Source organism: Rhodococcus sp. 14-2470-1a (assembly GCF_002259425.1).
Lineage (GTDB): Bacteria > Actinomycetota > Actinomycetes > Mycobacteriales > Mycobacteriaceae > Rhodococcoides > Rhodococcoides fascians_E.
This window is the reverse complement of the sequence record NZ_NPFZ01000018.1, coordinates 21,642-45,385: the sequence shown is the minus strand read 5'-3', so window position 1 is coordinate 45,385 and position 23,744 is coordinate 21,642. Positions and strand designations below refer to the sequence as shown.

Annotated in this window: 23 protein-coding genes and 1 pseudogene; 9 read left to right on the top strand and 15 right to left on the bottom strand. The window is 64.5% G+C overall.

From position 1 onward, the window contains the following. The 3 genes and pseudogenes from CH292_RS09745 to CH292_RS29290 all read left to right on the top strand — a co-directional run. Positions 1-307: integrase core domain-containing protein (locus CH292_RS09745; RefSeq protein WP_143545732.1), on the top strand; the 307-nt coding region annotated here is incomplete at its 5' end. Further along, a pseudogene (locus tag CH292_RS29625) lies at positions 249-665 on the top strand (S8 family serine peptidase); the annotation flags it as partial. The gene CH292_RS09745 and the pseudogene CH292_RS29625, both read left to right, overlap by 59 nt. A 153-nt stretch (positions 666-818) precedes the next feature. Next, positions 819-1,280 carry a hypothetical protein gene (locus tag CH292_RS29290; protein ID WP_256977998.1) on the top strand — a complete coding sequence of 154 codons (462 nt, stop codon included), beginning with the start codon at positions 819-821 and terminating at the stop codon, positions 1,278-1,280. Between the two features lie 15 nt (positions 1,281-1,295). On the opposite strand, the gene CH292_RS09735 is transcribed toward CH292_RS29290, so the two are convergent. From CH292_RS09735 to eltD, 9 genes are all read right to left on the bottom strand, one after another. Beyond that, positions 1,296-2,471: a site-specific integrase gene (locus CH292_RS09735; protein WP_094654574.1), complete on the bottom strand. Its 1,176-nt coding sequence runs from the start codon at positions 2,469-2,471 to the stop codon at positions 1,296-1,298. A 222-nt stretch (positions 2,472-2,693) separates the two neighbouring features. Continuing rightward, on the bottom strand, positions 2,694-3,194 hold the full coding sequence (locus CH292_RS09730; RefSeq protein WP_094654573.1) for a ribose-5-phosphate isomerase: 501 nt from the start codon (positions 3,192-3,194) through the stop codon (positions 2,694-2,696). 3 nt (positions 3,195-3,197) lie between these two features. Beyond that, complete coding sequence (locus CH292_RS09725; RefSeq protein ID WP_037162365.1) at positions 3,198-4,922, bottom strand: dihydroxyacetone kinase family protein; 1,725 nt, start codon at positions 4,920-4,922, stop codon at positions 3,198-3,200. An 8-nt stretch (positions 4,923-4,930) separates the two neighbouring features. After that, complete coding sequence (locus tag CH292_RS09720; RefSeq protein WP_094654572.1) at positions 4,931-6,046, bottom strand: ABC transporter ATP-binding protein; 1,116 nt, start codon at positions 6,044-6,046, stop codon at positions 4,931-4,933. Next, on the bottom strand, positions 6,047-7,171 hold the full coding sequence (locus CH292_RS09715) for an ABC transporter ATP-binding protein (RefSeq protein ID WP_019667190.1): 1,125 nt from the start codon (positions 7,169-7,171) through the stop codon (positions 6,047-6,049). Then, a complete protein-coding gene (locus CH292_RS09710) occupies positions 7,172-8,038 on the bottom strand; it encodes a carbohydrate ABC transporter permease (RefSeq protein ID WP_019667189.1) in 867 nt (288 codons plus the stop codon). 4 nt (positions 8,039-8,042) lie between these two features. Then, the gene (locus CH292_RS09705; protein WP_019667188.1) at positions 8,043-8,990 is read right to left on the bottom strand and encodes a carbohydrate ABC transporter permease; all 948 of its coding nucleotides are present in this window, start codon (positions 8,988-8,990) and stop codon (positions 8,043-8,045) included. Positions 8,991-9,014: 24 nt separating this feature from the next. Then, the gene (locus CH292_RS09700; RefSeq protein WP_020113133.1) at positions 9,015-10,391 is read right to left on the bottom strand and encodes an ABC transporter substrate-binding protein; all 1,377 of its coding nucleotides are present in this window, start codon (positions 10,389-10,391) and stop codon (positions 9,015-9,017) included. Between the two features lie 65 nt (positions 10,392-10,456). Further along, entirely contained in the window at positions 10,457-11,548 is a 1,092-nt protein-coding gene (eltD, locus tag CH292_RS09695) for an erythritol/L-threitol dehyrogenase (RefSeq protein ID WP_019667186.1), read from the bottom strand. A 174-nt stretch (positions 11,549-11,722) separates the two neighbouring features. Here eltD and CH292_RS09690 point away from each other — a divergent pair, with 174 nt between their 5' ends. Then, entirely contained in the window at positions 11,723-12,754 is a 1,032-nt protein-coding gene (locus CH292_RS09690) for a sugar-binding transcriptional regulator (RefSeq protein WP_051104989.1), read from the top strand. Next, a complete protein-coding gene (locus CH292_RS09685; RefSeq protein WP_094654571.1) occupies positions 12,751-13,521 on the top strand; it encodes an SDR family NAD(P)-dependent oxidoreductase in 771 nt (256 codons plus the stop codon). The genes CH292_RS09690 and CH292_RS09685 overlap by 4 nt, the downstream gene beginning before the upstream one ends. Here CH292_RS09685 and CH292_RS09680 read toward each other — a convergent pair. Next, the gene (locus tag CH292_RS09680) at positions 13,506-14,987 is read right to left on the bottom strand and encodes an FGGY-family carbohydrate kinase (RefSeq protein WP_094654570.1); all 1,482 of its coding nucleotides are present in this window, start codon (positions 14,985-14,987) and stop codon (positions 13,506-13,508) included. The two genes, CH292_RS09685 and CH292_RS09680, sit on opposite strands and share 16 nt — an antisense overlap. Before the next feature lie 86 nt (positions 14,988-15,073). Here CH292_RS09680 and CH292_RS09675 point away from each other — a divergent pair, with 86 nt between their 5' ends. Then, complete coding sequence (locus CH292_RS09675) at positions 15,074-16,264, top strand: benzoate/H(+) symporter BenE family transporter (protein ID WP_094654569.1); 1,191 nt, start codon at positions 15,074-15,076, stop codon at positions 16,262-16,264. Between the two features lie 11 nt (positions 16,265-16,275). After that, positions 16,276-16,764: a thioesterase family protein gene (locus CH292_RS09670; RefSeq protein WP_037140396.1), complete on the top strand. Its 489-nt coding sequence runs from the start codon at positions 16,276-16,278 to the stop codon at positions 16,762-16,764. A gap of 96 nt (positions 16,765-16,860) precedes the next feature. Here the strand turns inward: CH292_RS09670 and CH292_RS09665 are convergent, their stop codons facing one another. Together CH292_RS09665 and CH292_RS09660 are read right to left on the bottom strand one after the other, a co-directional pair. After that, the gene (locus CH292_RS09665; protein ID WP_019667180.1) at positions 16,861-17,883 is read right to left on the bottom strand and encodes a phosphotransferase family protein; all 1,023 of its coding nucleotides are present in this window, start codon (positions 17,881-17,883) and stop codon (positions 16,861-16,863) included. Between the two features lie 172 nt (positions 17,884-18,055). After that, positions 18,056-18,469 (bottom strand): hypothetical protein, encoded by a 414-nt coding sequence (locus CH292_RS09660; RefSeq protein WP_094654568.1) that lies wholly within the window; start codon positions 18,467-18,469, stop codon positions 18,056-18,058. A 286-nt stretch (positions 18,470-18,755) separates the two neighbouring features. Here CH292_RS09660 and CH292_RS09655 point away from each other — a divergent pair, with 286 nt between their 5' ends. Further along, positions 18,756-19,952, top strand: coding sequence for an MFS transporter (locus CH292_RS09655; protein ID WP_020113128.1), 1,197 nt, complete (start codon positions 18,756-18,758; stop codon positions 19,950-19,952). A gap of 113 nt (positions 19,953-20,065) precedes the next feature. After that, on the top strand, positions 20,066-20,758 hold the full coding sequence (locus tag CH292_RS09650) for a hypothetical protein (RefSeq protein ID WP_019667177.1): 693 nt from the start codon (positions 20,066-20,068) through the stop codon (positions 20,756-20,758). A gap of 57 nt (positions 20,759-20,815) precedes the next feature. Here the strand turns inward: CH292_RS09650 and CH292_RS09645 are convergent, their stop codons facing one another. From CH292_RS09645 to CH292_RS09635, 3 genes are read right to left on the bottom strand one after another with little or no spacing between them, the layout of a single operon-like run. Beyond that, a complete protein-coding gene (locus CH292_RS09645; protein WP_019667176.1) occupies positions 20,816-22,258 on the bottom strand; it encodes an NAD(P)(+) transhydrogenase (Re/Si-specific) subunit beta in 1,443 nt (480 codons plus the stop codon). Continuing rightward, positions 22,258-22,611, bottom strand: a complete 354-nt coding sequence (locus CH292_RS09640; RefSeq protein WP_019667175.1) for an NAD(P) transhydrogenase subunit alpha — start codon at positions 22,609-22,611, stop codon at positions 22,258-22,260. Before CH292_RS09640 ends, CH292_RS09645 begins: the two co-directional genes overlap by 1 nt. After that, positions 22,611-23,723: a Re/Si-specific NAD(P)(+) transhydrogenase subunit alpha gene (locus tag CH292_RS09635; RefSeq protein ID WP_019667174.1), complete on the bottom strand. Its 1,113-nt coding sequence runs from the start codon at positions 23,721-23,723 to the stop codon at positions 22,611-22,613. Before CH292_RS09635 ends, CH292_RS09640 begins: the two co-directional genes overlap by 1 nt. Positions 23,724-23,744 lie beyond the last annotated feature (21 nt).

Here is a 23,744-nt window from a genome sequence, read left to right as displayed (position 1 = left end):
ATATACTTCGCTTGCCTTCACCGAAGCGTTGATCGAATCGGGGCTGGCCGGATCGATCGGAAGCGTCGGCGATGCGCTCGATAATGCGTTGATGGAATCAACGATCGGCCTGTACAAAACCGAGCTGATCGACCGCCAGAAGTCGTGGACTGGTCGGGCCGAGATCGAACGGGAAACCGCGTCGTGGGTGCATTGGTTCAACACCAGCCGCTTGCACTCCTCGATCGGCTACATTTCGCCCGTCACCTATGAAAACGAGTACCGTCAGCAATGCTCGATCGCCACTTCCGACCGCGAAGTGGCTTGAACCAGGTCTCCATCAGATCCAGGACAGTTCAGTGAACGGGTTCGCGATCGGAGCCAGTGACAGCATCCGAGCTGGGTGGACCAGAGCGCCCTATAGTTCGATTGGACCAGGTCGAAGCCCTGGGGTGATCAAACCAGATGTGATGGGCTTCGGTGGCTCTGGCCGTGAACCGTTCATGGTGTACGACTCCTTGAAAGCCCCGAAGTTGTCCACCACCACCGGTACCTCGTTTTCGGCACCCGCTGTACTTCGGCTAGCGGCAGGTGTACGAGCGCACTTTGGAGATCGTCTTTCTGCCCTAGGCATTAAGGCTCTACTGATTCATTCCTCCGTCGCTGATGACTACTCAGCTGGCGAGGTGGGATGGGGGAAGGTACCCGAAACATTGGAATCGCTTGTAACGTGTAGCGAGAGCGCAGTCCGCGTCGTGTACCAGGGCGAACTTACCCCGAGTCAGTACCTACGGGCACTGATCCCGCTTCCAGGTACCCCGTTGAGAAGCTCGGTCACCTTGAAAGCGACCATCGTGTATGCGACCGCCGTGGATCCAGAAGACCCAGGAAGCTATACGCGAAGCGGCTTGGATGTTACTTTCCGTCCCCACTCACAGAAGTTTAAGAATGACGATTCCGTCGATCCGAAGTCTCGGCCATTCTTCCAACGCTCGGCATTCGATCCGGAGGCGACGCTCAGGCACGATGCGCACAAGTGGGAAACAGTCATGCGCAAAGAAGTTCGGATGCAGGGCCGCTCACTACACGACCCAGTGTTCGATATCCACTACAACGCACGACAAGGCGGCGGAGCCCCCGAGAACGCCGACAAGATCCGGTATGCGCTAGTCGTCGACATCTCGTGCGTGAAGGCAAAGACCCTGTATGACGACGTTGCGCGAACGTTCGCGGGACGGCTGGAAGCATTGCGTCCGCGGGTAGAGATTCCGTTGGCCATCAGGACGACAGCAGGACCGTAAAGTGAAATGCGTGACTTACAATCCGATCTCGGTGACAGCGTTTCCTACGAGGGGTGTATGCACGCGGCGGTACACCTCGACCGAGTCGACACTCGCGTGACCGGTTTGCCGGGCTACGGCGGATCCGTCGGCGCCGTTGCGGGTGCCCTGGGTGACGAACCCGGCGCGGAGCGAGTGCCCGCCGAGCTTGGCGAGGGCGGCGTGGTCGTAGCCGGCTTGTTCGGCGCGGCGGCGGATGGTCTGGTGGATCGCAGCACCCGAGAGCGCGGTTGCGCCGAGGTTTCCGTTCTTGGCAATGGCCCGGAACAGCGGTGCACGGGCGGCGGTGCGACGAGGTACTCCCCGGCGGCACACGTGGCCCGTGAACGGTTCTTGCTTTCTCAATAGTCGGATGACTGAGGGCCGGCCGCCGGCGTCGAATGCGGCGACGACCTGGATCCAGCGGACGTAGGCGCAGGGTGGGCAGGTCTCGTGGGAGTCGGTGTACGGCAGAGCCTTCACCGCTCCCCTGCCCTCTTGGTCGGTCTTCGACTTCCGCAGCCGCACGTGGAGGCCGTCGTGCCGATGCACAGTGATATCACCGCACACCAGCTCCGAAAGTTCGCTGCGCCGCAAGGCGCCGGCGAACCCGAGGAGCAGGATCGCGGAGTCGCGGCGTTCGAGGACCTCATCGGACCAGCCGCGGCACCGGTCCCGCGCGGTCGAGACGAGAACCTTGATGTCCTCGACCAACAACGGGTCCCGCGGGGTGCGGGGACGGTCCCCCGCCGCGGCATACTCCCGCCGGATCCCCGACAAGGTTGCGGTGACCAGTTCGTGTGCGGACGGCGACAGATGCCCGGTGGTGCGGTGCTGGTAATTGATCGCCGCGATCCAGGTGCCGAACGTGGCGACGGAATAGGCCCGCTCCCCCGTCTCGATGCGGGTGTCCGCGGCGTCAACCAGATACGCGGCGACGGTCACCGGGTGCGCCGGCAACGCGACATGGCCTTCCCGGTCGCACCAGCCGGTGAAGCGTCGCCATCCGGCGGCGTAGGTGCGACGGGTGCCTTCCGACCGCGATGACTCCACAGCCTTCGCTATCCGCTTGGCAACGGCCGGCGGGATCTCGGGCTCCACTGCCGCAGATGCAAGCCCCGCAGAACCCACCGGAGTGCTCACCGCAGGTGTTCGGCCTGGTGGGAAGTCCATTCGGGCAGCTTAGCGCAGGTTACAGGCATTTCTGCAGACCCAAAACTGGGCTGAGCTGGCTTTTCGTCGCGTACGGTGCGGAAAATGCAATTTTCGTTGCCAACATCTGAACGCCCACGGGTCACTGTGCACCGCAGGTATTTGATCAGTAATCCTCGAGACGCATTCGAGACTTCCTGCGCGACGGCGGGCTCGGTGCTCCGCCGTCGCGCCGGGGTCAGCTCAGTCGCATACTGCTTTGGCTGCGTCCTCCGCGGTTGCGAGGGAACCGGTTTCGTATTGTCCGATTGCCGCGACCTTCGCTGCTGATGCCGATGTCGGGTCGAAGGTGTAGCCCAGCCATTCCCTTGCCAGGCGACGCGCGAGTTCGATTCCGATGACACGCTGGCCCATGCACAGCACCTGGGCATCGTTGCTGAGTACGGCACGCTCGACCGAGAAGCTGTCGTGTGCCGTGACGGCCCTGATACCGGGAACCTTGTTGGCGCTGATGGCCACTCCGAGACCGGTGCCGCACACCAGCAGCGCACGGTCGGCCGACCCGTCGGCGATCATGCGTGCCGCGGTGACGGCCACGTGCGGGTAGGCGGTGTGCTCGTCGGTTCCGACGCCCACGTCGGCGACCGATTCGACTCGATCGTCCTTCTCCAGATCGGCCAACAGTGCTTGCTTGTACTGCAGTCCGGCGTCGTCGCATCCGACGACGATTCTCAGCTTGCTCATGATCTACGTTCCTTGCTTCGTGAAGAGTTCGGCGACGGTGGCGACGCACATGCTGAGCGACACCGCGCCCGCGTCGGGGGTCCCGACGCTTTTCTCGGCCAGGGGACGTGCTCGTCCCACCTTCGGACGGAGTTCCGCGGTGCGCTGCGCAGCGTCACCTGCCACGTTCACTGCGTCGGACCACGCAGTCCGCCAGTCACTTCCGCCGGCCACGGCTTTCTCGACGGCGCCGACGAACGGGTCGAGAGCGTCGAGCATTGTCTTGTCTCCCAGCGATGCACCGCCCAGGGATGTCAGGGCGTCGTACCCTGCTCGCAGTGCTTCGGCGACGGCCGCGTCGTCCGGTACGCCGTTGTTGCCCAGTCTGTTTCCGATGGCTGTCAGTGCGGCACCCCACAACACTCCGGAGGTTCCACCTGCTTTCGCTGCCCATGCCGAGCCTGCGGCCGCGAGCACCGATCCTGTGCCGCCGTCTCGGTTGACGGCATCGTCCGCGGCTTCACGTGCAGCAGCCGTACCCTTCACCATTCCTCGGCCGTGGTCGCCGTCTCCCGCGACGGCGTCGATGCGGCCGAGTTCGTCCTCCGCAGCAGCCATTCGCTCCGCCAGGGCTTCGAGGGACGATGCCACGAACCGAGCGCACTCCCGCGAATGCTCGTCGGACTCCGGCATTACCGCGGACGCAGCCTCGGCCACGTCGTCGGCCGACCGACGCTCCCCGGTATCGCCGGCGACAACTCCCTTGCGATAGGCGGGAGTGTCCGCCGGCGCGGTCCAGAACCTCTCGAGTTCGTCGTCGAGCCACATGACGGTGAGCGAGCAGCCTGCCATGTCGAGGCTCGTGACGAGTTCCCCCACTTCCGGGTCGACGACGGTGTATCCGTGCTCGCGCAGCCGACGCGACACCGTCTGCCACACGACGAACAGTTCCTCGTACTTGGTTCGGCCGAGCCCGTTGAGGATCACCGCGATGCGCTCGCCGCTGCCTTCGGGCTTCTCGGCGAGCACGCCATCGACGAGCAGGTCCGCAAGCTCGGCGGCCGTCGGCATGTCGTGGGAGGACACCCCGGGCTCTCCGTGAATACCGAGACCGAGATCCATCGTCCCCTTCGCCACCGTGAACAGTGGGTCCCGGGCACCGGGCATCGTGCAGCCGTCGAAGGCCACGCCCAGCGTGCGGGTGGCGTCGTTCGCGGCGATTCCGACCCGCTCGACACCGTCCAGGTCGTATCCCTCGTCGGCAGCGGCCGACGCGCACCGGAACACCGTGAAATCACCGGCGATGCCGCGCCTCTTGGCGATCTGATCCTTCGGTGCGCTGGCGATGTCGTCGGTGACCGCGAGGTACCGAGCGTCGATGCCCTCGGCTCGCAGCTTCTGCACCGCGAGACCGAAGTTCATGACGTCGCCCGCGTAGTTGCCCGTCGTCAGCAGCACTCCCCCGCCGCGCTCGACTGCACGAGCCACCGACGCGGCGTCGTCGGCCGATGGCGAGGTGAAGATGTTTCCCACCACGGCACCGTCGGCGAACCCACGACCCACCACTCCGCAGAACGCCGGATAGTGCCCGGACCCGCCGCCGACGACAACCGTGGCCTTGCCCTCGGGTGTCGCTGTCGCGCGCACCACCCCGCCGGGGACACCGACGACGTACCGCGAGTTGGCGTCGAGGAATCCGTCGAGCATGTCCTCCATGAACGACGCTGGATCGTTGAAAAGCCTTGTCATGACTGGTCCTATCGGAGTCTGAGACCGGATTCACGGTCGAACAGGTAGATGCGTTCGGCCGGAGCGGAGAGCGCGCATCGATCGTGGCTGCGGTAGCTTTCGCGTGCGGGGGTCTGCACCAGAAGTTCGCCGCCGCCTGCGACGGAAATTTTCGCCTGGCCGAACTCCATCAGGTGCTCGAAGTAGTCCACCGACGCCGCAATCTGCCCGTCACCGGCCACGCCCGCGACGATCGACGCGTCCTGCGGGCGGATACCGACCTTGACGGATGTGCCGTCGGAGACATCGGTGACGTTCACCGACATTGTGCCGTCCCCGATTTCGACGACACTGGAGGTTCCCGCACGACGGACGACACCGTCGAGAACGTTGATCTGCGGCTCGCCGACGAACCCTGCGACGAACAGATTGGCCGGATCGTCGAACACTTCGTCCGGAGTGCCGAACTGCTGGATGACTCCGCCGTCCATGACCGCCAAGCGGTCCGCGAGGCTGAGCGCCTCGACCTGGTCGTGGGTGACCACGATCGTGGTGTACCCGAACTCGCGCTGCAACATCTTGAGTTCGCGTCGAACCCGTTGGCGTGCAGAGGCATCGAGGTGCGAGAGCGGCTCGTCGAGGAGCAGCACCGGAGGGTTCCGAACGAGGGCCCGCGCCAATGCGACGCGCTGCTTCTGCCCACTCGACAGTCCTGCTGGACGCAGCTCGAGCAGATCCTCCATCTCGAGCCTGCGAGCGATGGAGTTCACGAGCTCGTCGGCACCCTTGACCTTGCGCGCCTTCAACCCGTACGCGAGGTTCTCACGAATGGACAGCGGCGGGTACAGCGCGTAACTCTCGAATCCGACCCCGACCTCACGTTTTCCGGGCGGAAGGTCCGTGATGGTCCGGTCGCCGATGCGGATCTCTCCACTCGTGACCGTCTCCAGGCCCGCGATCATCCGCAGAGTCGTGGTCTTGCCGCATCCGGACGGGCCGAGGAGCGCAATCAGTTCACCGGGCTCGATGGTGAGATCGATACCCTTCACGGCCTTGAATTCTTCCCGCCCACGCGAGCTGTAGGTCTTGACCAGGTTGTCGAGCGTCAGGCTCTGCGCGACGGTCGTGGTGTGTACGGCAGTCATCTACTGCTCCTTGCTGTCTGCCGCGCCCAGGCGACGAGTTTCGACGTCCGACGCCCCGTCGGTGCCGTCGAAGATGTGGATGTCCGACGCGTCGACCGACACGGTCACCGTCGCACCTTCGGTGATGTGACGTCCGCCCTTCGACAACGCGATGAGAGTGGTTCCGCCGAGATCGACGGACACCTCGACGTCGCGTCCGAGACGTTCGGCGAGTACGACGGTGCCCTCGAAGTTCACCTTCCCCGGCTGCGTCGACGCCTGCGCGAGCACGTCGACGTCGCAGGGCCGAATGCCGATGCGCGCGTTGTCCCCTCTCGACAGCATTGCCGGAGCGGACACCTCGATGCTGCTTCCCAGCACGCGCAGCGATCCGTCGTCGACGGTTGCGTCGTAGAGGTTGATCTCGGGCTGACCGAGGGCCTTGGCGACGAACGTGTCCGCCGGTGTACGCCAGATGTTCTCGGGAGTATCGACCTGGACCACACGCCCCTCGCGGAGGATCGCGATGCGATCTCCCAGGGCGAGGGCTTCCTGATAATCGTGGGTGACGTAAACGGTGGTGGTCTTGGACATCTCACCCAACTGCCTCAGTTCGACGCGCATGGCCGCACGAAGCTTCGCATCGAGGTGCGAGAGGGGCTCGTCCAGCAGGTAGACGTCGGCCGGACGGACCAGCACGCGACCGAGCGCGACACGCTGACGTTGACCGTTGGACAGCTCGCGCGGAAACCGCTTCAGCAGATGGTCGATACCGAGAGTCGTCGTCACGGACTTGATGCGTTCGGTCTGCTCGGCTTCGGTGTACTTGCCGGTGCGGCCGGACTTCAGCGGCGATGCCAGGTTCTCCGACACGGTCTTCTGCGGGTACAACGCGTAGCTCTCGAACGCCATCGCGACGTTGCGGTGGTACGGCTCCACAGCTGTCATGTCCGTGCCGCCGATGTGGACGGCACCGTCGTCGACCTCGACCAGTCCTGCAATGGACTTGAGCGTCGTGGTCTTGCCCGCCCCGGACGGGCCGAGGATGACGAAGAACTCGCCGTCCGCAATGTCGAGATCGAGTCCGTCGATTCCGATCTTCTTGCCGTACTTCTTGCTGAGTCCTTTGACTGCAAGCTGTGCCATCTAGGATTTCACCGCCCCGAACGAGAGACCGCGAACCAGGTAGCGCTGAATGGTGAGCGCCAGGATCAGCGGTGGGAGTGCTGCGATGACTGCTGCCGCCGCAGTGAGGTTGTAGTAGGCCTGCCCGCCACCGCCGAGATACTTGGTGATCGCGACGGTGACCGTGCTGGCGTTGCTGTCGGACAGGATGAGCGGGAAGACGTAGTTGTTCCACGCGAAGATGAAGGCCAGCAATGCAGCTGCAGCAATGCCGGGGCGCACCAAGGGGAGCGCGACCATGACGAATGCCCGCGAGCGGGTGTACCCGTCGAGAAGCGCGGCCTGTTCCAGATCCTCCGGCAGATCCTGAAAGTAGGAGCGCAGGATCCACACGACGAGCGGCATGGTCACCAACTGCAGCACCCAGATCATGCCGACCTTGGTGTCGAACAACCCGATCTGGTTGTAGATGACGAACAGCGGCACGATCACCATGAGCTCGGGCGCGAATCGGAACGAGAGCATCTGGAACATCAGATCGTTGCTGCCCTTGTACTGCCAGCGACCCGCCGCATAGGCGGCGGGGATACCGATGACGAGCGAGACGATGACCGCGCCGCCGCAGTTGATGAGGCTGGTGAGCAGAGACGACGTGAAATCGACGCTGGTGAGGTCGGTTCCGCGCTGGCTGAGCACGGTTCCGAAGTTCTCGAACGTCGGCGTGAAGGAGAAGTACGTGCTCGTCTGCTCGGCGTCGGACTTCAGCGCCAGCAACACCATCCACACGATGGGGAACAGCGAGAACACGAACCACACCAGCAGCACGACGTCCGCGGCGACCGAGGCCGGGGTGAACCGGCGCTGCCCTGGAAGCAATTCCTTTGCCATGATGTCAGTTCTCCGCTCCAGCGGCGCGCCGCTGTGCTTTGCCGAGCACGCTCACGAGGAAGCGCGCGGTGATGAACACGAGGATCCACAGCAGGAACATGTAGGTGCTGCCGCGGGAGTAGTCGAGGTTGATGATCGAGTCCTCGAACGCACCGATCTGCAACGAACGGGTCGCGACACCCGGCCCACCGGCCGTCAGAACCCATGGCACGTCGAAGAACTTGAGGTTGTCCATGAAGCGGAAGATCACCGCGACGAGGATGTACGGCCACAGCATCGGCAACATGAGCCGGCGGAACATATAGAACCAGCTCGCGCCGTCGACCTCGGACGCTTCGAACGGTTCCTTTGGCAGGGAACGGATGCCGGCGAGAACGAGAATCGCGACGAACGGCGTGAAGATCCACAGGTCGACGAGGATCACCGAGAACAGCGCGTTCTGACTGCTCAACCAGTCGAACGTGTTGCCCAGTCCGAGAACGTGATTCAGCACACCGAACTGCGGGTTGAACATCAGCTTCCACACCACCGCGGCGATCACCGGCGCGATCATCAGCGGAAGGATCAGCACCTTCTCGAAGATGCGGCCGACGATCGACGACCGGTTGAGCAGCAGCGCGATGATCACGCCGATGACGGTCTCCACGATGGTCGCCACCACTGCGAACGTGCCCGTGACGCGCACGCTCGACCAGAACTGCGCGTCACCGAGAACGCTGGCGTAGTTGGCGAAGCCGACGAACACCGGGTTCGGGTTCACGGCAGCGTAGTTGAGGAACGAGTACCACGCGCCGACGAAGAACGGGTACAGAATTCCGACGACGATCAGGACGGCGGGAACCGACAACAGATACGGACGCAGCCGACGACGCCACCGCGGCACCTCGGGCTTGGCCGTGGAACCCGGAACAGGCGCGCCCGTCGAACGCGAAGGCTCAGTGCGCGTGGCCATGACGTACCTCTTTCTGAAAAGTCATCACAGGTTCACCTTCGAGGTGTTGGTTTTCGCCAGTCCGTCGAGCCGGGACTGAGCATCGTCGCCGCCGTAGATGTCCTGGAGTGCCGACGCCCAGTTCTGCGTGGTGTCGAAGAACTTCTTCTGCGGAGTGAACTGGATCTTCGACTGGTCGATCACGGTCTCGAACGTCTCGAGATAACCCGCTTGGTCGGCGACCTGGTCCTTGAAGACACCGTCGAACACGGACTTGCGAACCGGGTCGGCGTAGATCCCGCCCTGAACAGCTTTCGACATCGCTTCCTTGCCCGTGGCCCACTGCATGAACAGCCACGCTGCGTGCTTGTTCTTCGACATCGAGTTCATCGCCAGCGACCACGTCCACAGGTTCGTGGCGTAGCTGCCGTCGGGACCTGCAGGACCGGGGTACCACCCGATGTTGCCTGCCTGTGCCGACGCACCCGGCTTGTTCTTCGGGTAGGTCGCACTGTCGGCGTCGAACACCATCATGGCTTTGCCGTCACCGAGATCACCGGTGGCGTTGGGGTAGTCGTAGGACGTCCACGACGTCGGTCCGGCCTTGTGCTGCATCTCGATCCACTTCTCGGTGAACGCAACTGCCTTCTCCGAGTTCATCCGGGCCTGCAACTCGCCGTTCTCGAAGACGTAGTCCTGCGCACCTTCACGCGTGAACTGGGTCATGAAGCCGGGGTGAATCGTCGCCCACGACTTGGACCCGCGAGTCGCGATTCCGTAGCGGTTCTGCGAACGATCGGTGAGGTCGATGGCCAGCTGCACGAAGTTGTCGAAGGTGTCCGGCAGGGTGATGCCGTTGTCGTCGAAGAACTTCTTGTTGTACGCAACGACGTTGTTCTCGAATCCCCACGGCAGCGCCCACTGACCACCGGTACCGAGCGGTGAGCCCTGCTCGAAATCCCAGCTGGTCGACGTGCGCAGACCCTCGTAGATGTCCTCGAAGTCGTACTCGGCGCTGGTGGCCGAACTGTTCTGCAACCAGGGGTTCAAGTCCTCGAGCCATCCGGGCGGGCCGTACTGCCAGATGAAGTACGCCCCCAGCATGAAGACGTCGTGTTTGCCGGTACCGCCGGCAAGTTCGGTGTTGAGCTTGGTGAAGTAGTCCGCCTCGGGCACCAGGTCCGCATTGACGGTGATGCCGGTCAGCTGTTCGAACTCGGCGAGCAGCGGTTGGAACGACTGCTGGTACGGATGCGGGGTCTGCAGGATGTTGAGGGTCGTACCCTCCACGGCCTTCCAATCGAACGACCCGCTCACCTCGCCGGCGCCGTTGACGGCGTTCACGCCACCTCCGACTCCGCAGGACGACAGAATCGGCACCGACGCTGCGGCGACGCCTGCCAGCCCCATCGCGCGGAGCATGTCCCGCCTCGAGAATTGACGATAAGTCATGGGTAAGTCTCCAAAGTGCTTCGTGCAGGAGCGAATCAGGACGGAATCAGCGAAACCTTGACCGACTCTGCGCCGCTTCCGACGAGGTCGAGACCCTTCTGGAAGTCAGCGAGGGGTAGTTGATGGGTGCAGATCTTGTCCATCGGCAAGACACCGGACTCGATCATGCGGATGGCTGCGGGCCAGCAGTACGGGCCGAGATGCGCGCCGAGAACGTCGAGTTCCTTGTCGTCGGAGATGATCGACCAGTCGACCGTGACATCGCTTCCGAAGACGCCGTATTCGACGTACGTGCCGAGCTTGCGAAGCAGGTTGAGTCCCTGCGGAACGGCAGTGGGATGTCCTGTCCCTTCGAGGTAGACGTCGGCGCCGTATCCGTCGGTGAGGTCCTTGACGATCTTCTCGGCATCCTCGTTGCGGATGTCGACGACGATGTCGGCGCCGCATTCCTTCGCGAGCGCCAGCTTCTCCGGCTGCATGTCGAGCGCGATGACATGCGCGGGGTTCTTCGCCCGTGCGCCGGCGATCATACCCAGGCCGATGGGGCCGCATCCTGCGACGACGACGACGTCGTCGAATGTGATCCCTGCCCGCTCGACGGCGTGCAGCGAGCAGGACAGGGGCTCGGTGAATGCTGCGTGCGCGGCGGGGATGTCCTTGGACACTTTGTGCACCAATGCTTCTGCGGGGTACACCATGTAGCTGGCCATTGCGCCGGGGGTGCGACGCTTGAATCCGTACAGGTCGTGCGGCGCGCACATGTGGTACTGGCCGCGCAGGCAGAAGCGACACTTCCAGCACGGCACGATCTGCTCCGACACCACACGGTCACCGACCGAGACGTTCCACCTGGCCGACGCCTCGTCGTCGATCACGACGATTTCACCCACGAATTCGTGTCCGGGAATGACGTCGGTCTCGGCCCAGGCGGGTCGGTTCTCGTCGCCCCAGAACTTCGCTGCGCCGTGGTAGCACTTGAGGTCGCTTGCGCAGATCCCGACCGCCTCGACGCGAACCAGGGCTTCGCCGGGCCCGGGTACCGGTACCGGCACTTCCTCGAGCCGGTAGTCCTCCGGGCCGTGGCAGACCACAGCCTGCATCTTCTCTGGGATTGTCGTGTCCGGCATCTATGACTCCTCGTTCAGCAGTTTCGTGTCCGCGCGGTCGTCGCGGGTGAGGCGAGACATTGCCTGTCGGCGATGTGTTGGCGCTCACATTAACGAACAGGTATACATATGTCCAGAACGAATGTTCAGCAATTCAAACTCCGTGCACATATGTTCAGTGGGATACTTCCGACCATGGCGATCACAGGATCTGCGAGCGAGAACCCCCTGTCGGGCCAATCGGCCGACGGGAGCCACTTCGCGCCGACCTTGCTCTACACGGCGGCCAAGCTCTACTACGACGAGGACGCCACTCAGGCCGAGGTCGCCGCCAAACTCGGAACCAGCCGAGCGACGGTCAGCAGACTTCTCTCCGAGGCGAGGCGTCAGGGAATCGTTCGTATCGAGGTCGTGCCACCGAGCAACTACTCGCAGGACGATCTGGCGGACAGCGTTGCGTCCGCCCTCGGCCTCGAGTACGTCTACCTGTCGGCACCCCTGCCCCCGGCCACGCCGTCGAAACCGACGGTCGATCTCATGGGTCGCTACCTCGCTCCCGCAGTGTCCAAAGCACTCGCCGCGGTCGGGCTCGTCCCCGGCGACATCCTGTTGGTCTCCTCCGGCAGAACCGTGTACGAAGTGGCTCAGTTCGACCTGGACAGAATCCCGGGAATCCTGGTGGCTCCGACCGTCGGCGGCAACGACCAGCCCGAGGAGTGGTACCAGACGAACGAGATCACCAGACTGATCTCCAACAAACTCGGCGGACGAGCCAACTACCTGTTCGCACCCGCGCTTCCCGGTGCCGATCTGTACTCGATCATCCACTCGGACCCCGCAATTCAACGCGTGCTCGAACTCTGGCCCCAGGCCCGGTGCATCCTGATGGGCGTCGGGGCACCTCCCCTCCTGCGCTCCGACATACCCCGCTTCGTCCCGACCGACTCCGCATCACTGCGAGACTCTGTCGGCGACGTGTGCTCACGCTTCTACGACCGGGACGGAAACTCTGTCGAGTTCCCCGGCTCCGATCGTCTGATCGCGGTGGAACTGGATGCACTGCAGAAGATTCCGGTCGGGATCGCGGTGGCAGTCGGGTCGGACAAAGTGGTGCCGATCGTCAGCGGCGCGCGAGCGCACTTCTTCAATCGACTCGTCACGGACCCGGCGACCGCACAGGACATCCTGTCCCACATCACGACACTCGACGAGGAAGACACGGCATGACACCTACGATCGACCGATCCACGAATCCGAGCCTCGACGGCAAACGCGTGCTGATCACGGGCGCAAGTCGCGGCATCGGCGCCGACATCGCGCAGACGTTCGCCGCGGCAGGCGCGCGCCTCGTTCTCTCCGGTCGAGATCACGAATCGCTCGAAAGCTTCTCTCGCACACTCGACACCGAGACCGCCATCGTCGTCGCAGATCTGTCGACAGCAGCGGGTCCGGACACGCTCGCCGCCGACGCCGTCGACGCATTCGGCGGCGTCGACGTACTCGTCAACAACGCCGGAATCTCCTACCCGGAACCGGTGGACGCACTCGATACAGCGCACTTCGACGAAGTGATCCAGGTCAATTTGAGAGCCCCGTCGTTGCTCGCAGCGCGTATCGGCCGAGCAATGGCGGACGGCGACGGCGGATCCATCGTCACCGTCGCATCGGCCGCGGCACTACGACCACTCCCCGAGCACTACGCGTACTGCACGTCCAAAGCCGGACTCATCATGGCCACCAAAGTGCTCGCGCTCGAACTCGGCGGGCGAGGCGTCCGGGCCAACTCCGTCTGCCCCACAGTAGTTCTCACCGACATGGGCCAGAAGGTATGGGGCGACCCGGTGAAATCCGCACCGATGCTCGCGCGGATCCCCTCCGGCCGATTCGCCGAGCCGTCGGAGGTGTCGGCGACTGCGCTGTGGCTCGCCTCCGACGCGTCGGCGATGATCAATGGAATCGACATCCCGGTCGACGGCGGTTACCTGGTCAGTTGAGCGCCCGCGTGCACGATGTCTCGCGTCGCCGGGTAGAGCTGGAGCCAACTGGCATACAGGTCGTCGTACAGGGCGCGGTGTGCAGGATTCGGCGGCACCTCGGATGCCACGGTGGCCCAGTCGGTTTCGGGCGATACCTCCCCGACCCCGATAGCGGCCAGCAGGCCGTCACCGTAGCTCGCCCCGATGGCCTGCTCGGTGACGAGCTGCGTCTGTCCGGTGATGTCGCTGAGCGCCTGCGCCCACACCGGACTCCGCAGCCCACCACCCACGGCGACGGCTCGGTTGACCGGCGTGGCCGCGTCGTCGAACATCTCCAGAATCTGCCTGATACCGAAGGAGATTCCCTCGTACGCAGCCCGGAAGATATGACCTCGTCCATGCCGAAGAGTCAGTCCTGCCATCACACCGCGGGCATCGGCGTCGAACACCGGCGTTCGCTCGCCTGCGAGGTACGGCAGGATCAACAACCCCTCGGCCCCTGCTGGAACGGCCGATGCCTCACGCATCAGCTCCTCGAACGGCGCTCCACCGGTGAGTGTCCGAAGCCACGTGGTCAGTGAACCGGCGGTGGATGTTCCCGCCGCGAGTGCATACGTGCCTGCCTGCACTCCCGTGGTGGTCCACAGCGCAGAATTCGTGTGATAGTCCGCCAACACCTGCACCACGAACATCGTCGATCCGTACATCAACATCAGATCACCCGGATGCCGCACTCCCACACTGAATGCCTCGGCGTACGCGTCGACAGTTCCCGCCACCACGGGCGTGCCGACAGGGATGCCGGACGCAGCACTGCCGCACGCATCGACATGTCCGACGACCTCGCTCGGCCACGCCAACCTCGGCACCTCGAGTCCGCCCAGAACTCGGTCGATCCAGTCTGCGTTCCAACCGAATTCACGAACCGAGTAGAGAGGGTCGCACTGACTGGCCGTGTGATGGTCCTGCACGTACTCACCGGTGAGCTTGGCGACGATGTACGAATTGGATCCGTACCACCGTCTCGCACGATCGAACACCTCCGGCTCGTTCTTGCGAACCCACTCGATCTTCGGCCCCACTGCCTGACTGGACAACGATTTGCCACATCGCTCCAGAATGGCGTCGGCACCGAAATGCTCGGTGAGCTCCTCGATTTCGCACGAGGCCCGTGAATCGATCCCGTACAGGATCGCCGGCCGCACCGGACGCAGTTCGGAGTCGGTGAGCACCAGACACGGACCGACCCCACTGACACAGACGCCCGCGACCTCGGAACCCGACGGAACCCGGTTCATCAACGCCGATGCGATGACGCACACGTCACCCCACCAGACCGCATCCGCATCCACTTCCGCCCAGCCCGGGTGCGGTAACGACATCTCGTGGGCTCGCTGCTCCGAGGCGAGAACCTCTCCGTCGGCGGTGACGAGGACGCCCTTGCTGCTGCCGGTGCCCATATCGATTCCCACGAACAACTTCACGATTGCAACACTAACGGAGCACATCGGCCGCTGTGGCCGGTAAGCACGCATCCACGATTACCGGCGTACCCCCACACAGGGCATCATTGCTGTTCGTGGCAGAGCCGACCCGATCGACACCGAGCGCACTTCAACCGATCCTCGCGGGCATCGTCGCCGCGCTCGTCGGTTTCACCAGTTCGTTCGCCGTGGTGCTGACCGGTCTTCGCGCGGTGGGCGCGTCACCGACGGATGCGGCGTCGGGGCTCCTGGTGATCTGCGTGACTCAGGCTCTCGGAATGATCTACCTCTCCCGGCGGTATCGCCAACCCATCACCCTTGCCTGGTCGACGCCCGGTGCCGCGCTGCTGGCCGGGACAGGAGCGGTGGCCGGCGGGTGGCCCGCTGCCGTCGGCGCGTTTCTCGTCGTCGGCGCATCGGTGATCACCACCGGGCTGTGGCCGCGTCTCGGCGCACTGATCACGTCCATTCCCACATCTCTCGCGCAGGCGATGCTCGCGGGTGTCCTGTTGCCGCTGTGCCTGAAACCGGTAACTGCATTCGCCGCATCACCCGGGGCGATCGCACCGGTCATCGTGGTCTGGCTGGTGCTGCAGCGTTACTCTCCGCGGTGGGCCGTTCCCGCTGCATTCGGCACCGCAGCCGTGGTCATTGCCATCGATGTCGCTGTCGCGCAGCGTATTCCCCCCGCCGCAGACTTGATTCCGCACGTCGCCTTCACCGCACCGGACTGGACGTGGCAAGCAATCGTCGGGATCGCGCTGCCGCTGTACATCGTCACCATGGCATCGCAGAACATCCCGGGCGTCGCCGTCATGAAGTCCTACGGATACGACGTACCCTGGCGGCCCGCGATGGGGGTCACCGGCCTGGGAACGATGGTGGGCGCACCGTTCGGTGGGCACGCCGTCAACCTCGCAGCCATCAGCGCAGCCCTGGCCGCGGCGCCGCAGGCGCACCCCGACCCCCAGCGTCGCTGGATCGCAGCATCGTCGGCAGGCTGGTTCTACCTTCTCCTCGCAGCATGTTCGGCTGCCGTGGCGACTCTTGTGTCCGTTGCGCCTGCCGGTGTGGTCGAAACCGTTGCCGGACTGGCGTTGCTGGGCACGCTCGCCGCCTCGCTCGCCGGTGCCCTGAAAGACGAGAACGAGAGGGAGTCGGTCGTTCTCACGTTCGTGATCGCGGCGTCGGGCATCGGCATCTTCGGTATCGGCTCCGCCTTCTGGGCGTTGGTCGTCGGCCTCGTCGTTCGCTGGGTTCTGGCGCGCGGCCGATAGAGTCAGCAACCATGACCGCCTCCGCCGGCCAGCGAGCCGAACGCAACACCGCCGCCGAGTACCCGGCCCTCTGGCCGATCGCCACGCGGTGGGACGACAACGATCACTACGGGCACGTCAACAACGTCACCTACTACTCGTACTTCGACACCGCGGTGAACGGTTGGCTGATGCACACCACAGGCGTGGACATCAGGGCACTGGATGCCATCGGTGTGGTCGCCGAGACGTCGTGCAAGTACCACAGCGAGTTGTCGTTCCCCGACGCCCTGCAGGTCGGCCTGTCGGTCGAGAAACTGGGCACCCGCAGCATCGTCTACGCGCTCGCTCTGTTCCGCGAAAGCCCGGGCGACGAGCTGCACCTGGCAGCCACCGGCCGATTCGTCCACGTGTACGTCGACGCGCAGACGCGTCGTCCCGTCGCCATTCCCACCGAGATCGAAGCCGCCGCCCGCACTCTTGTGGCCGGGAGTGGAGCCGGCAGGAACGACCCCAGCTAGACCGGGAGTGGAGCCGGCAGGAACGACCCCAGCTAGACCGGGAGTGGAGCCGGCAGGAACGACCCCAGCTAGACCGGGAGTGACTAGGCGGAGATTTCAGAGGCCGATGTCGTCGGCGGTGCTGAGAGCCCGGGCGATGATGTCGTCGATGAGGGTCGTCGTGGGAGAACCGGCGTCGGCGCGGTTGCGGGCGTCGGCTTCTGCTCGTCGCATGACGCCCTCGGCGATGATGGACAGCTTCCACAGCGCGAGCACCTGCCAGAATCCGACGGCTGTGACGTCGCGCCCCGTCTTCGCTGCGTAGTCGGCCGTCAATTGCTGTCGGGTCGGGAAGCCGGGCAAGGTCGAGGCCATGAACGGCCCTGCGACGGCGTCGCCCGCTTCCGGCCAGTAGGCGAGGAGCCCGCCGATGTCCGCGAGTGGATCACCGAGCGTGCACAGTTCCCAGTCGACGACGGCCACGATGTCACCGGCGGTGGGTGAGGTGATCACGTTGTTGAGGTGGAAGTCGCCGTGCACCAACGTCAGTTCTCGTTGATCCGGGATGTTCGCTGCGAGACGCTCGGCGAGAGTGTCGATTGCCGGTACTTCACGTGTCTGCGTGTGCTGCCACTGTGTTCGCCAGCGCTTGAGTTGCCGCTCCGCGTACGGCTTGTGGCTGGCCAGGTCCGTGAGCCCGACGCTGTCGAGGTCCACCCGGTGAATGCTCGCGAGCGCGCTCGTCATGCTGGATCCGATTGCCCGGCGAATGTCGGGTGCGGTGGCCTCGGCTTTCTGCACCGAATCGAGCACGACGCCGTCGACGTAGCTCATGAGCACCAGAGGCACGTCGGACACCTGTGAATCCTCGGTCACCGCGATCATCTTGGGGACCGGAACACCGGTGTTCTGCAGGGCGGTGAGGATCCGGTATTCCCGGACGACGTCGTGTGCGGATGCCAACAACGTGCCGAGTGGCGGCCTCCGCAGTACCCAGCGACTACCGCCGGCGTCGGCGACCGCGTACGTGAGGTTGGATTGTCCGTTGCCGACCCTGTCGTATGTCAGCGGGGCCACTGCACCGATGCCGAGGCCTCCGATCCATTCGGAGACGGCGTCGAAGTCCACACCTGTCGTCATACGCTCGAAGGTCCTTTCACTTGCGAATCAACACTCGTCACTGTCGCACGGACGACGCGTGACCGAGCGTGGATTCGCCGAACAACGAGCTGCGACGTGTCGTACGACGAGCGACGCCGCGGACGCACCCGTGTGGGCGTCCGCGGCGTCGAATGGATAGTGAGAAGTACTCTCAGCTGGCCTTCGGGAGCTCGGTGTCGGCGGCTGCGTCGACGATCGGGGCGGAAACGTTCACGTCCTCAGGGCTCAATTCCGTGACGTCGCGGCGAGCGGCCACCTCGTCGACATCACCGACGAGCAAGGACACCAGCGCGTCGGGCTCACTCGTCCACGCCACGGACATCGTGCGCATCTCGGACGGGGAGAACAGCCCGCTCATACGCAGGGCGTCGATCCACTCGGCGACGGCGTCCGGCGTAGCCACCGGAATGGACTCGCGGTCGAGGCGAGCTACCTCGAACTCGCACGAGAAGAACGCGCGCATCATCTCCAACTGAGAAGAGGACAGCGGCGCCGAATCGACTGCGGCGTCCAGCACTGTGGGTGTCGCGTCCGCGAGATCCTGGCGGGTGTGTGCGAGGGTCATGATGTCTCCTTCGATCGGCGTCGCTGTGCGGTGCCAGGTCAGCCGCTTGGCCCAACCTTCTCGGCACCGTTCTCAGATCGTTACGAAGAGATTTGTAACGAATTTGCACTCCTGTCCGATCCATCGAAACTACGCTTCCGCTCGGTTGTGTCGCCAGACCAAACCGAATGATGTGATAAGCGTCACACGAGTCGCCGGCATCCGGCGACTATCCAGCTACGAATTCTTACCAAGATCGTCCACCCACGACCTCTCACCGCGGGCTCGACGCAAACAACCAGGTAGCGTGCGTGCAGTGATCGACAAGGCCGCAATCTCGACAGCCGCTGCCCGCCGCGCCCGCGCCGCCGTTTTTGGAGTGTTCGCCGTCAACGGCTTCCTCTTCGCTATCTGGGTCGTGCACATTCCGACCGTCGAGCGTCAGGTCGGTATCTCGCACGCCACCCTCGGATCGCTGCTCCTCGTCTTGGCGGGCGGAGCGATCGTGGGGATGCAGGCCGCCGGCCCGTTGGCCGACCGATACGGCAGTTATCGAATCGTTACTGTCGCCGGAGTGCTGCTGTCCACCGCAGTCGTCGGTCCGGCGCTCGCCACGAATGCCGCCACCTTGGGTGCAGCGCTCTTCGTGTTCGGCATCTTCAACGGTGCTCTCGACGTGTCCATGAACTCTCAGGCAGTGGACGTCGAGCGCGTCTACGCGCGACCGATCATGTCCGCATTCCACGCTCTGTTCTCGGTCGGTGGCGTCGTGGGTTCACTCGTGGGAGCCGCCACCCTGTCCATCGGCATCCCGATCCTGTCGACCACGATCGGAGCAGCCGTTGTCGGCATCGGCGTGTTGGCCTGCTGCCGCCCGTTCCTGGTCCCCCGCACGTCGCCGCACACCGGGGAGTCCGAAGCCGACGGTTCCGCGCGGGGCCGATTCTCTCCGCGCGTCCTGGCGCTCGGAGCCCTTGCGTTCGCCCTCCTTCTGTCCGAAGGGGTCGCCAACGACTGGAGCACGTTGCAGGTGAAGGAGCACCTCGCCACGTCGGACAGCACCGCAGCTCTCGCCTTCGGATTCTTCGCGACGATGATGACCGTCGGCAGGTTCTGTGCGGATCGAGTCAGCGCGCGCTTCGGCCCGGTCGCGGTGGTCAGGTACGGCAACGCGATCGCGGCAGCGGGGATGGCTCTGGTCTTGGTCTCGGACGTGCTGCCGCTGACGCTCGCCGGATGGGCGTTGTTCGGCCTCGGATTGTCCGGCAGCGTTCCGCAGATCTTCACCGCCGCAGGCAACCTCGGAGGCGGCGCGGCGACCAACATGTCTCGCGTCGTCGGAATGGGATACGTCGGGCTGCTGGCCGGACCTGCGATCGTCGGCTGGATCGCCCACTTCGTGTCCCTCACCTCGGCGATGGCTGTCCCGTTGGCGCTGACGATTGTCGCTGCAGCCGCCGCGGGAACTGTTCGACCGCGCACGGTGTTGCCCGAACGGGATTGACGGAACCTTCACACCGCACGCTCAGAGTCGTACGGCATCCTCGTAGCCGAAGGACAGGCGTGCGGACAACGCAGTAGTACTACAGGGGCGACACGAAGGGGGTGTTGTAGGCAGTGAGTGCCGACACCGACAGCATGGAATTGGTGCAGCTCGAGGGCATCGAGATCGACCACGACGCACTGGCTCGAAGCAGGCGATTGATGGCACGGCTCGTCGCAGTCGCCGGGCTGCTGGGAGTACTGGCCGTGGTACTCGTGGTGCTTCCGCTCGCGGGCGTGACGTATCCGTATTCGCGGGCGCTGGTTCCCAGCTTGGACGGACCCGCGAACGCACTGCTCGAAGCGTTCGGAGTCACCCCCGTTCTGGTCGCGGTGGCAGGTCTGACGGTGGTGTCGCTGATTCGTAAGCTGCCGTACGGGATCGGTGCCGTCATCGCCCTCGTACTCGGAGCGTCTCTGACGACGGCAGCGGTGCGGTCGTGGGCCGACGGCTGGGTGCCGGCGTCGGCGCTGCCGAACGGGTACGTGACGGCGTGTGCATCGTTGGTGTGCGCGGCGACACTCGTCGCGAGTGCGCGGTTCCTGCCGATGGTGTGGGGACTCGGCGCGGTTGCAGTGGCGACGGTGTCCGCGGCGGCCGTCATCGGCGGTTCGGCGACAGTCGTGGGCATCGTGACGACTGTGGCTATCGTGACCGCGTGGTGGGCTGGGTCGTCCGCAGTCATGTTGTACTCGCCCGTCGCTGCCGAGCGTGAGGCCCAGAATCCGTTCGACACCGCTGCTCTCGCACTGCGAAGACTGCGCTAGAACGCCGATAGCCCGGTGACCGTGTCAGGCCACCGGGCACTCGCACCGAAGAACGAACTACAGAGCTTTGAGCTCCTCGATCACCGAGTTGACGGACTTCTTCGCGTCGCCGAACAACATCGAGGTGCGATCGGCGGTGAACAGCGGGTTGTCGATACCGGCGTAACCCGAGCTCATCGATCGCTTGAGCACGATCACCGACCGCGACTCGTCGACGTTGAGGATCGGCATACCGTGGATCGGGCTCGACGGGTCGTTGCGCGCCGCCGGGTTGGTGACGTCGTTGGCGCCGATGACGATGGTGACGTCGGTGCGATTGAACTCGCCGTTGATGTCGTCCATTTCCTTCATCGCGTCGTACTCGACGTCGGCCTCGGCGAGCAGCACGTTCATGTGCCCCGGCATACGGCCGGCAACGGGGTGGATCGCGTACTTGACCTCGACGCCCTTGCTCTCGAGGATCGACGCCATGTCCTTGACGGCATGCTGAGCCTGCGCGACAGCGAGGCCGTACCCGGGCACGACGATGACCTGCGATGCGTACGCCATCTGGATCGCTGCATCCGCGGCCGATGTCGACTTGACCGTGCCACCCGATGCGTCCGCGCCCGGTCCGGCATCGCTGCCACCGCCACCGAACGACCCGAACACGATCGCCGGAATGGACCGGTTCATCGCCGTTGCCATCAGGTTGGTCAGGATCGAACCGGATGCGCCGACGATCATGCCTGCCACGATCATGGCCGTGTTGTTCAACGCAAGACCGGCAGCCGCTGCCGACAGTCCGGTGAGCGCGTTGAGCAGCGAGATCACGACGGGCATGTCCGCGCCGCCGATCGGGAACACCACGAACAGACCCATCAGCCCGGCTGCGACGAGCACCAGCACGATGAACCACACCGAGGTGCCCTCACCCGGAGTCGACTTGACACCGATGTAGATCGCGACCGCCACGGCGAGGACGAGCAGCACGATGTTGGTGAGCTGGAAGATGCGCGCATTCTTCACGAACGCCTTCTCGACGTTCTTGTTCAGCAGTTCCTGCAGCTTGAGGAACGCCACGAGCGAACCCCAGAACGACACCGAACCGATGACTGCGGCGAACAGCGATCCGACGACGATGTGCACCGTCGGCTCTTCACCGTGCTGGAACGCCGAGAACCCGTCGGTCTCGATGAACTCCGCCCACGCGATGAGCGCGACGGTGCCGCCGCCGACGCCGTTGAACAGCGCCACCAGCTGCGGCATGGCCGTCATCTTGGTGCGCTTGGCCGGCGGAACGCCGAGCAGAACACCGATCGCGAGACCGGCGGCGATGAGAATCCAGTTGATCGCGGCGGCGTCGCGCACCTCGATCAGGGTCGCGACGACGGCGATACCCATACCGACAGCGGCGATCCAGTTGCCGCGGACGGCGGTCTTCGGGCCCGTCAGGCCCATCAGACCGTAGATGAACATCGCGAACGCAACGATGTAGAGAATGTTGACGACATTGTTCATCAGGAATCGGCACCCTTCTGGCCAGAATCAGACGACGCCGCAGGATCAGAAGCAACGGGTGCCTTCTTGGACTTGAACATGCTGAGCATGCGGTCGGTGACCAGGAAGCCGCCGACGACGTTGAGCGTGCCGAAGATCAGCGCGACGAACGCGATGATCCGCACACCCCACGACGCATCCTCGGGCAGACGGCCGAGCACGATGAGCGCGCCGAGCACGACGATGCCGTGAATGGCGTTGGTGCCGGACATCAACGGTGTGTGCAGCGTGTTGGGAACCTTGGAGATGACGGCGAATCCGACGAAGCCCGCCAACACGAGAATCGCGATGTTCGCGAGAAGAGCGGTGTACATCAGGCGTCAGCCTTTCTGGTGACACAGGACTGCGCGACGACCTCGTCGGAGAAGTCCGGCGTGAGTGCGCCGTTCTCGTCGAGAAGCAGTTCCAGCAGTGCGGAAACGTTCTTCGAGTACAGCTCGCTGGCGTGCTCGGGCATGGTGGCCGGCAAGTTCAGCGGCGAGGCGATGGTGACGTCGTGCTTGACGACGGTCTGGCCGGGCTCGGTCAGCTCGCAGTTGCCGCCGGTCTCACCGGCGAGGTCGACGACGACACTGCCGGGCTTCATGCCCTCGACAGCGGCGGCCGTCACCAGACGCGGAGCCGGACGACCCGGCACCAACGCGGTGGTGATGACGACGTCGAAACCCTTGATCGCTTCTTCGAGTGCCTGCTGCTGCTGGGCACGCTCGTCCTCGGTCAGCTCACGTGCGTATCCGCCCTCACCGGCAGCGTCGATCCCCAGATCGAGCCACTGCGCACCGACGGAACGAACCTGATCGGCCACCTCCGGACGCACGTCGTAACCGGTTGGCCGGCCGCCGAGACGCTTCGCTGTCGCCAACGCCTGCAGACCTGCGACACCGACGCCGAGGACCAGCACGGTCGCCGGCTTGACCGTGCCTGCGGCGGTGGTGAGCATCGGGAAGAAGCGAGTCGATTCCGACGCGGCCAACAGAACGGCCTTGTACCCGGCCACGTTGGCCTGCGAGGACAGTGCGTCCATCACCTGTGCGCGGGAGATACGCGGGATCGCCTCGACCGCGAACGCCTGCACCCCGGCGGCGGCGAGTGCGTCGATCTTGTTGTCGGCGTTACGCGGCGCCAGGAATCCGATCAACGTCGAACCCGACGACAACTTCGAGATCTCGGCATCCGTCGGCGGGGCCACCTTCACCACTACGTCGGCGGACCACGGGTCCCCGATCGTTGCTCCGGCCGCGGCATACAGCTCGTCCGGAATCAACGCTCCCGAACCCGCACCGGACTCGACGACGACCTCGACGCCCTTACCGATCAGCGACGCGACGACCTTGGGCACCAAGGCCACTCGGCGCTCGCCGTCCGCGGACTCACGCACGACACCGACACGTGTCGTCCTGCTCTCTGTGCTCTGCGATGTTTCCAATTCTCCGACTTTCGTATGTTG

Bases quoted from the DNA above. Each gene is read 5' to 3' on its own strand.
- CH292_RS09705 (WP_019667188.1), bottom strand. From the start codon at position 8,990: ATGGCCACGCGCACTGAGCCTTCGCGTTCGACGGGCGCGCCTGTTCCG.
- CH292_RS09725 (WP_037162365.1), bottom strand. From the start codon at position 4,922: ATGACAAGGCTTTTCAACGATCCAGCGTCGTTCATGGAGGACATGCTC.
- CH292_RS09665 (WP_019667180.1), bottom strand. From the start codon at position 17,883: ATGACGACAGGTGTGGACTTCGACGCCGTCTCCGAATGGATCGGAGGC.
- CH292_RS09645 (WP_019667176.1), bottom strand. From the start codon at position 22,258: ATGAACAATGTCGTCAACATTCTCTACATCGTTGCGTTCGCGATGTTC.
- CH292_RS09690 (WP_051104989.1), top strand. From the start codon at position 11,723: ATGGCGATCACAGGATCTGCGAGCGAGAACCCCCTGTCGGGCCAATCG.
- CH292_RS09735 (WP_094654574.1), bottom strand. From the start codon at position 2,471: ATGGACTTCCCACCAGGCCGAACACCTGCGGTGAGCACTCCGGTGGGT.
- CH292_RS09670 (WP_037140396.1), top strand. From the start codon at position 16,276: ATGACCGCCTCCGCCGGCCAGCGAGCCGAACGCAACACCGCCGCCGAG.
- CH292_RS09685 (WP_094654571.1), top strand. From the start codon at position 12,751: ATGACACCTACGATCGACCGATCCACGAATCCGAGCCTCGACGGCAAA.
- CH292_RS09715 (WP_019667190.1), bottom strand. From the start codon at position 7,171: ATGGCACAGCTTGCAGTCAAAGGACTCAGCAAGAAGTACGGCAAGAAG.
- eltD (WP_019667186.1), bottom strand. From the start codon at position 11,548: ATGCCGGACACGACAATCCCAGAGAAGATGCAGGCTGTGGTCTGCCAC.
- CH292_RS09700 (WP_020113133.1), bottom strand. From the start codon at position 10,391: ATGCTCCGCGCGATGGGGCTGGCAGGCGTCGCCGCAGCGTCGGTGCCG.
- CH292_RS09730 (WP_094654573.1), bottom strand. From the start codon at position 3,194: ATGAGCAAGCTGAGAATCGTCGTCGGATGCGACGACGCCGGACTGCAG.
- CH292_RS09710 (WP_019667189.1), bottom strand. From the start codon at position 8,038: ATGGCAAAGGAATTGCTTCCAGGGCAGCGCCGGTTCACCCCGGCCTCG.
- CH292_RS09660 (WP_094654568.1), bottom strand. From the start codon at position 18,469: ATGACCCTCGCACACACCCGCCAGGATCTCGCGGACGCGACACCCACA.
- CH292_RS09720 (WP_094654572.1), bottom strand. From the start codon at position 6,046: ATGACTGCCGTACACACCACGACCGTCGCGCAGAGCCTGACGCTCGAC.
- CH292_RS09640 (WP_019667175.1), bottom strand. From the start codon at position 22,611: ATGTACACCGCTCTTCTCGCGAACATCGCGATTCTCGTGTTGGCGGGC.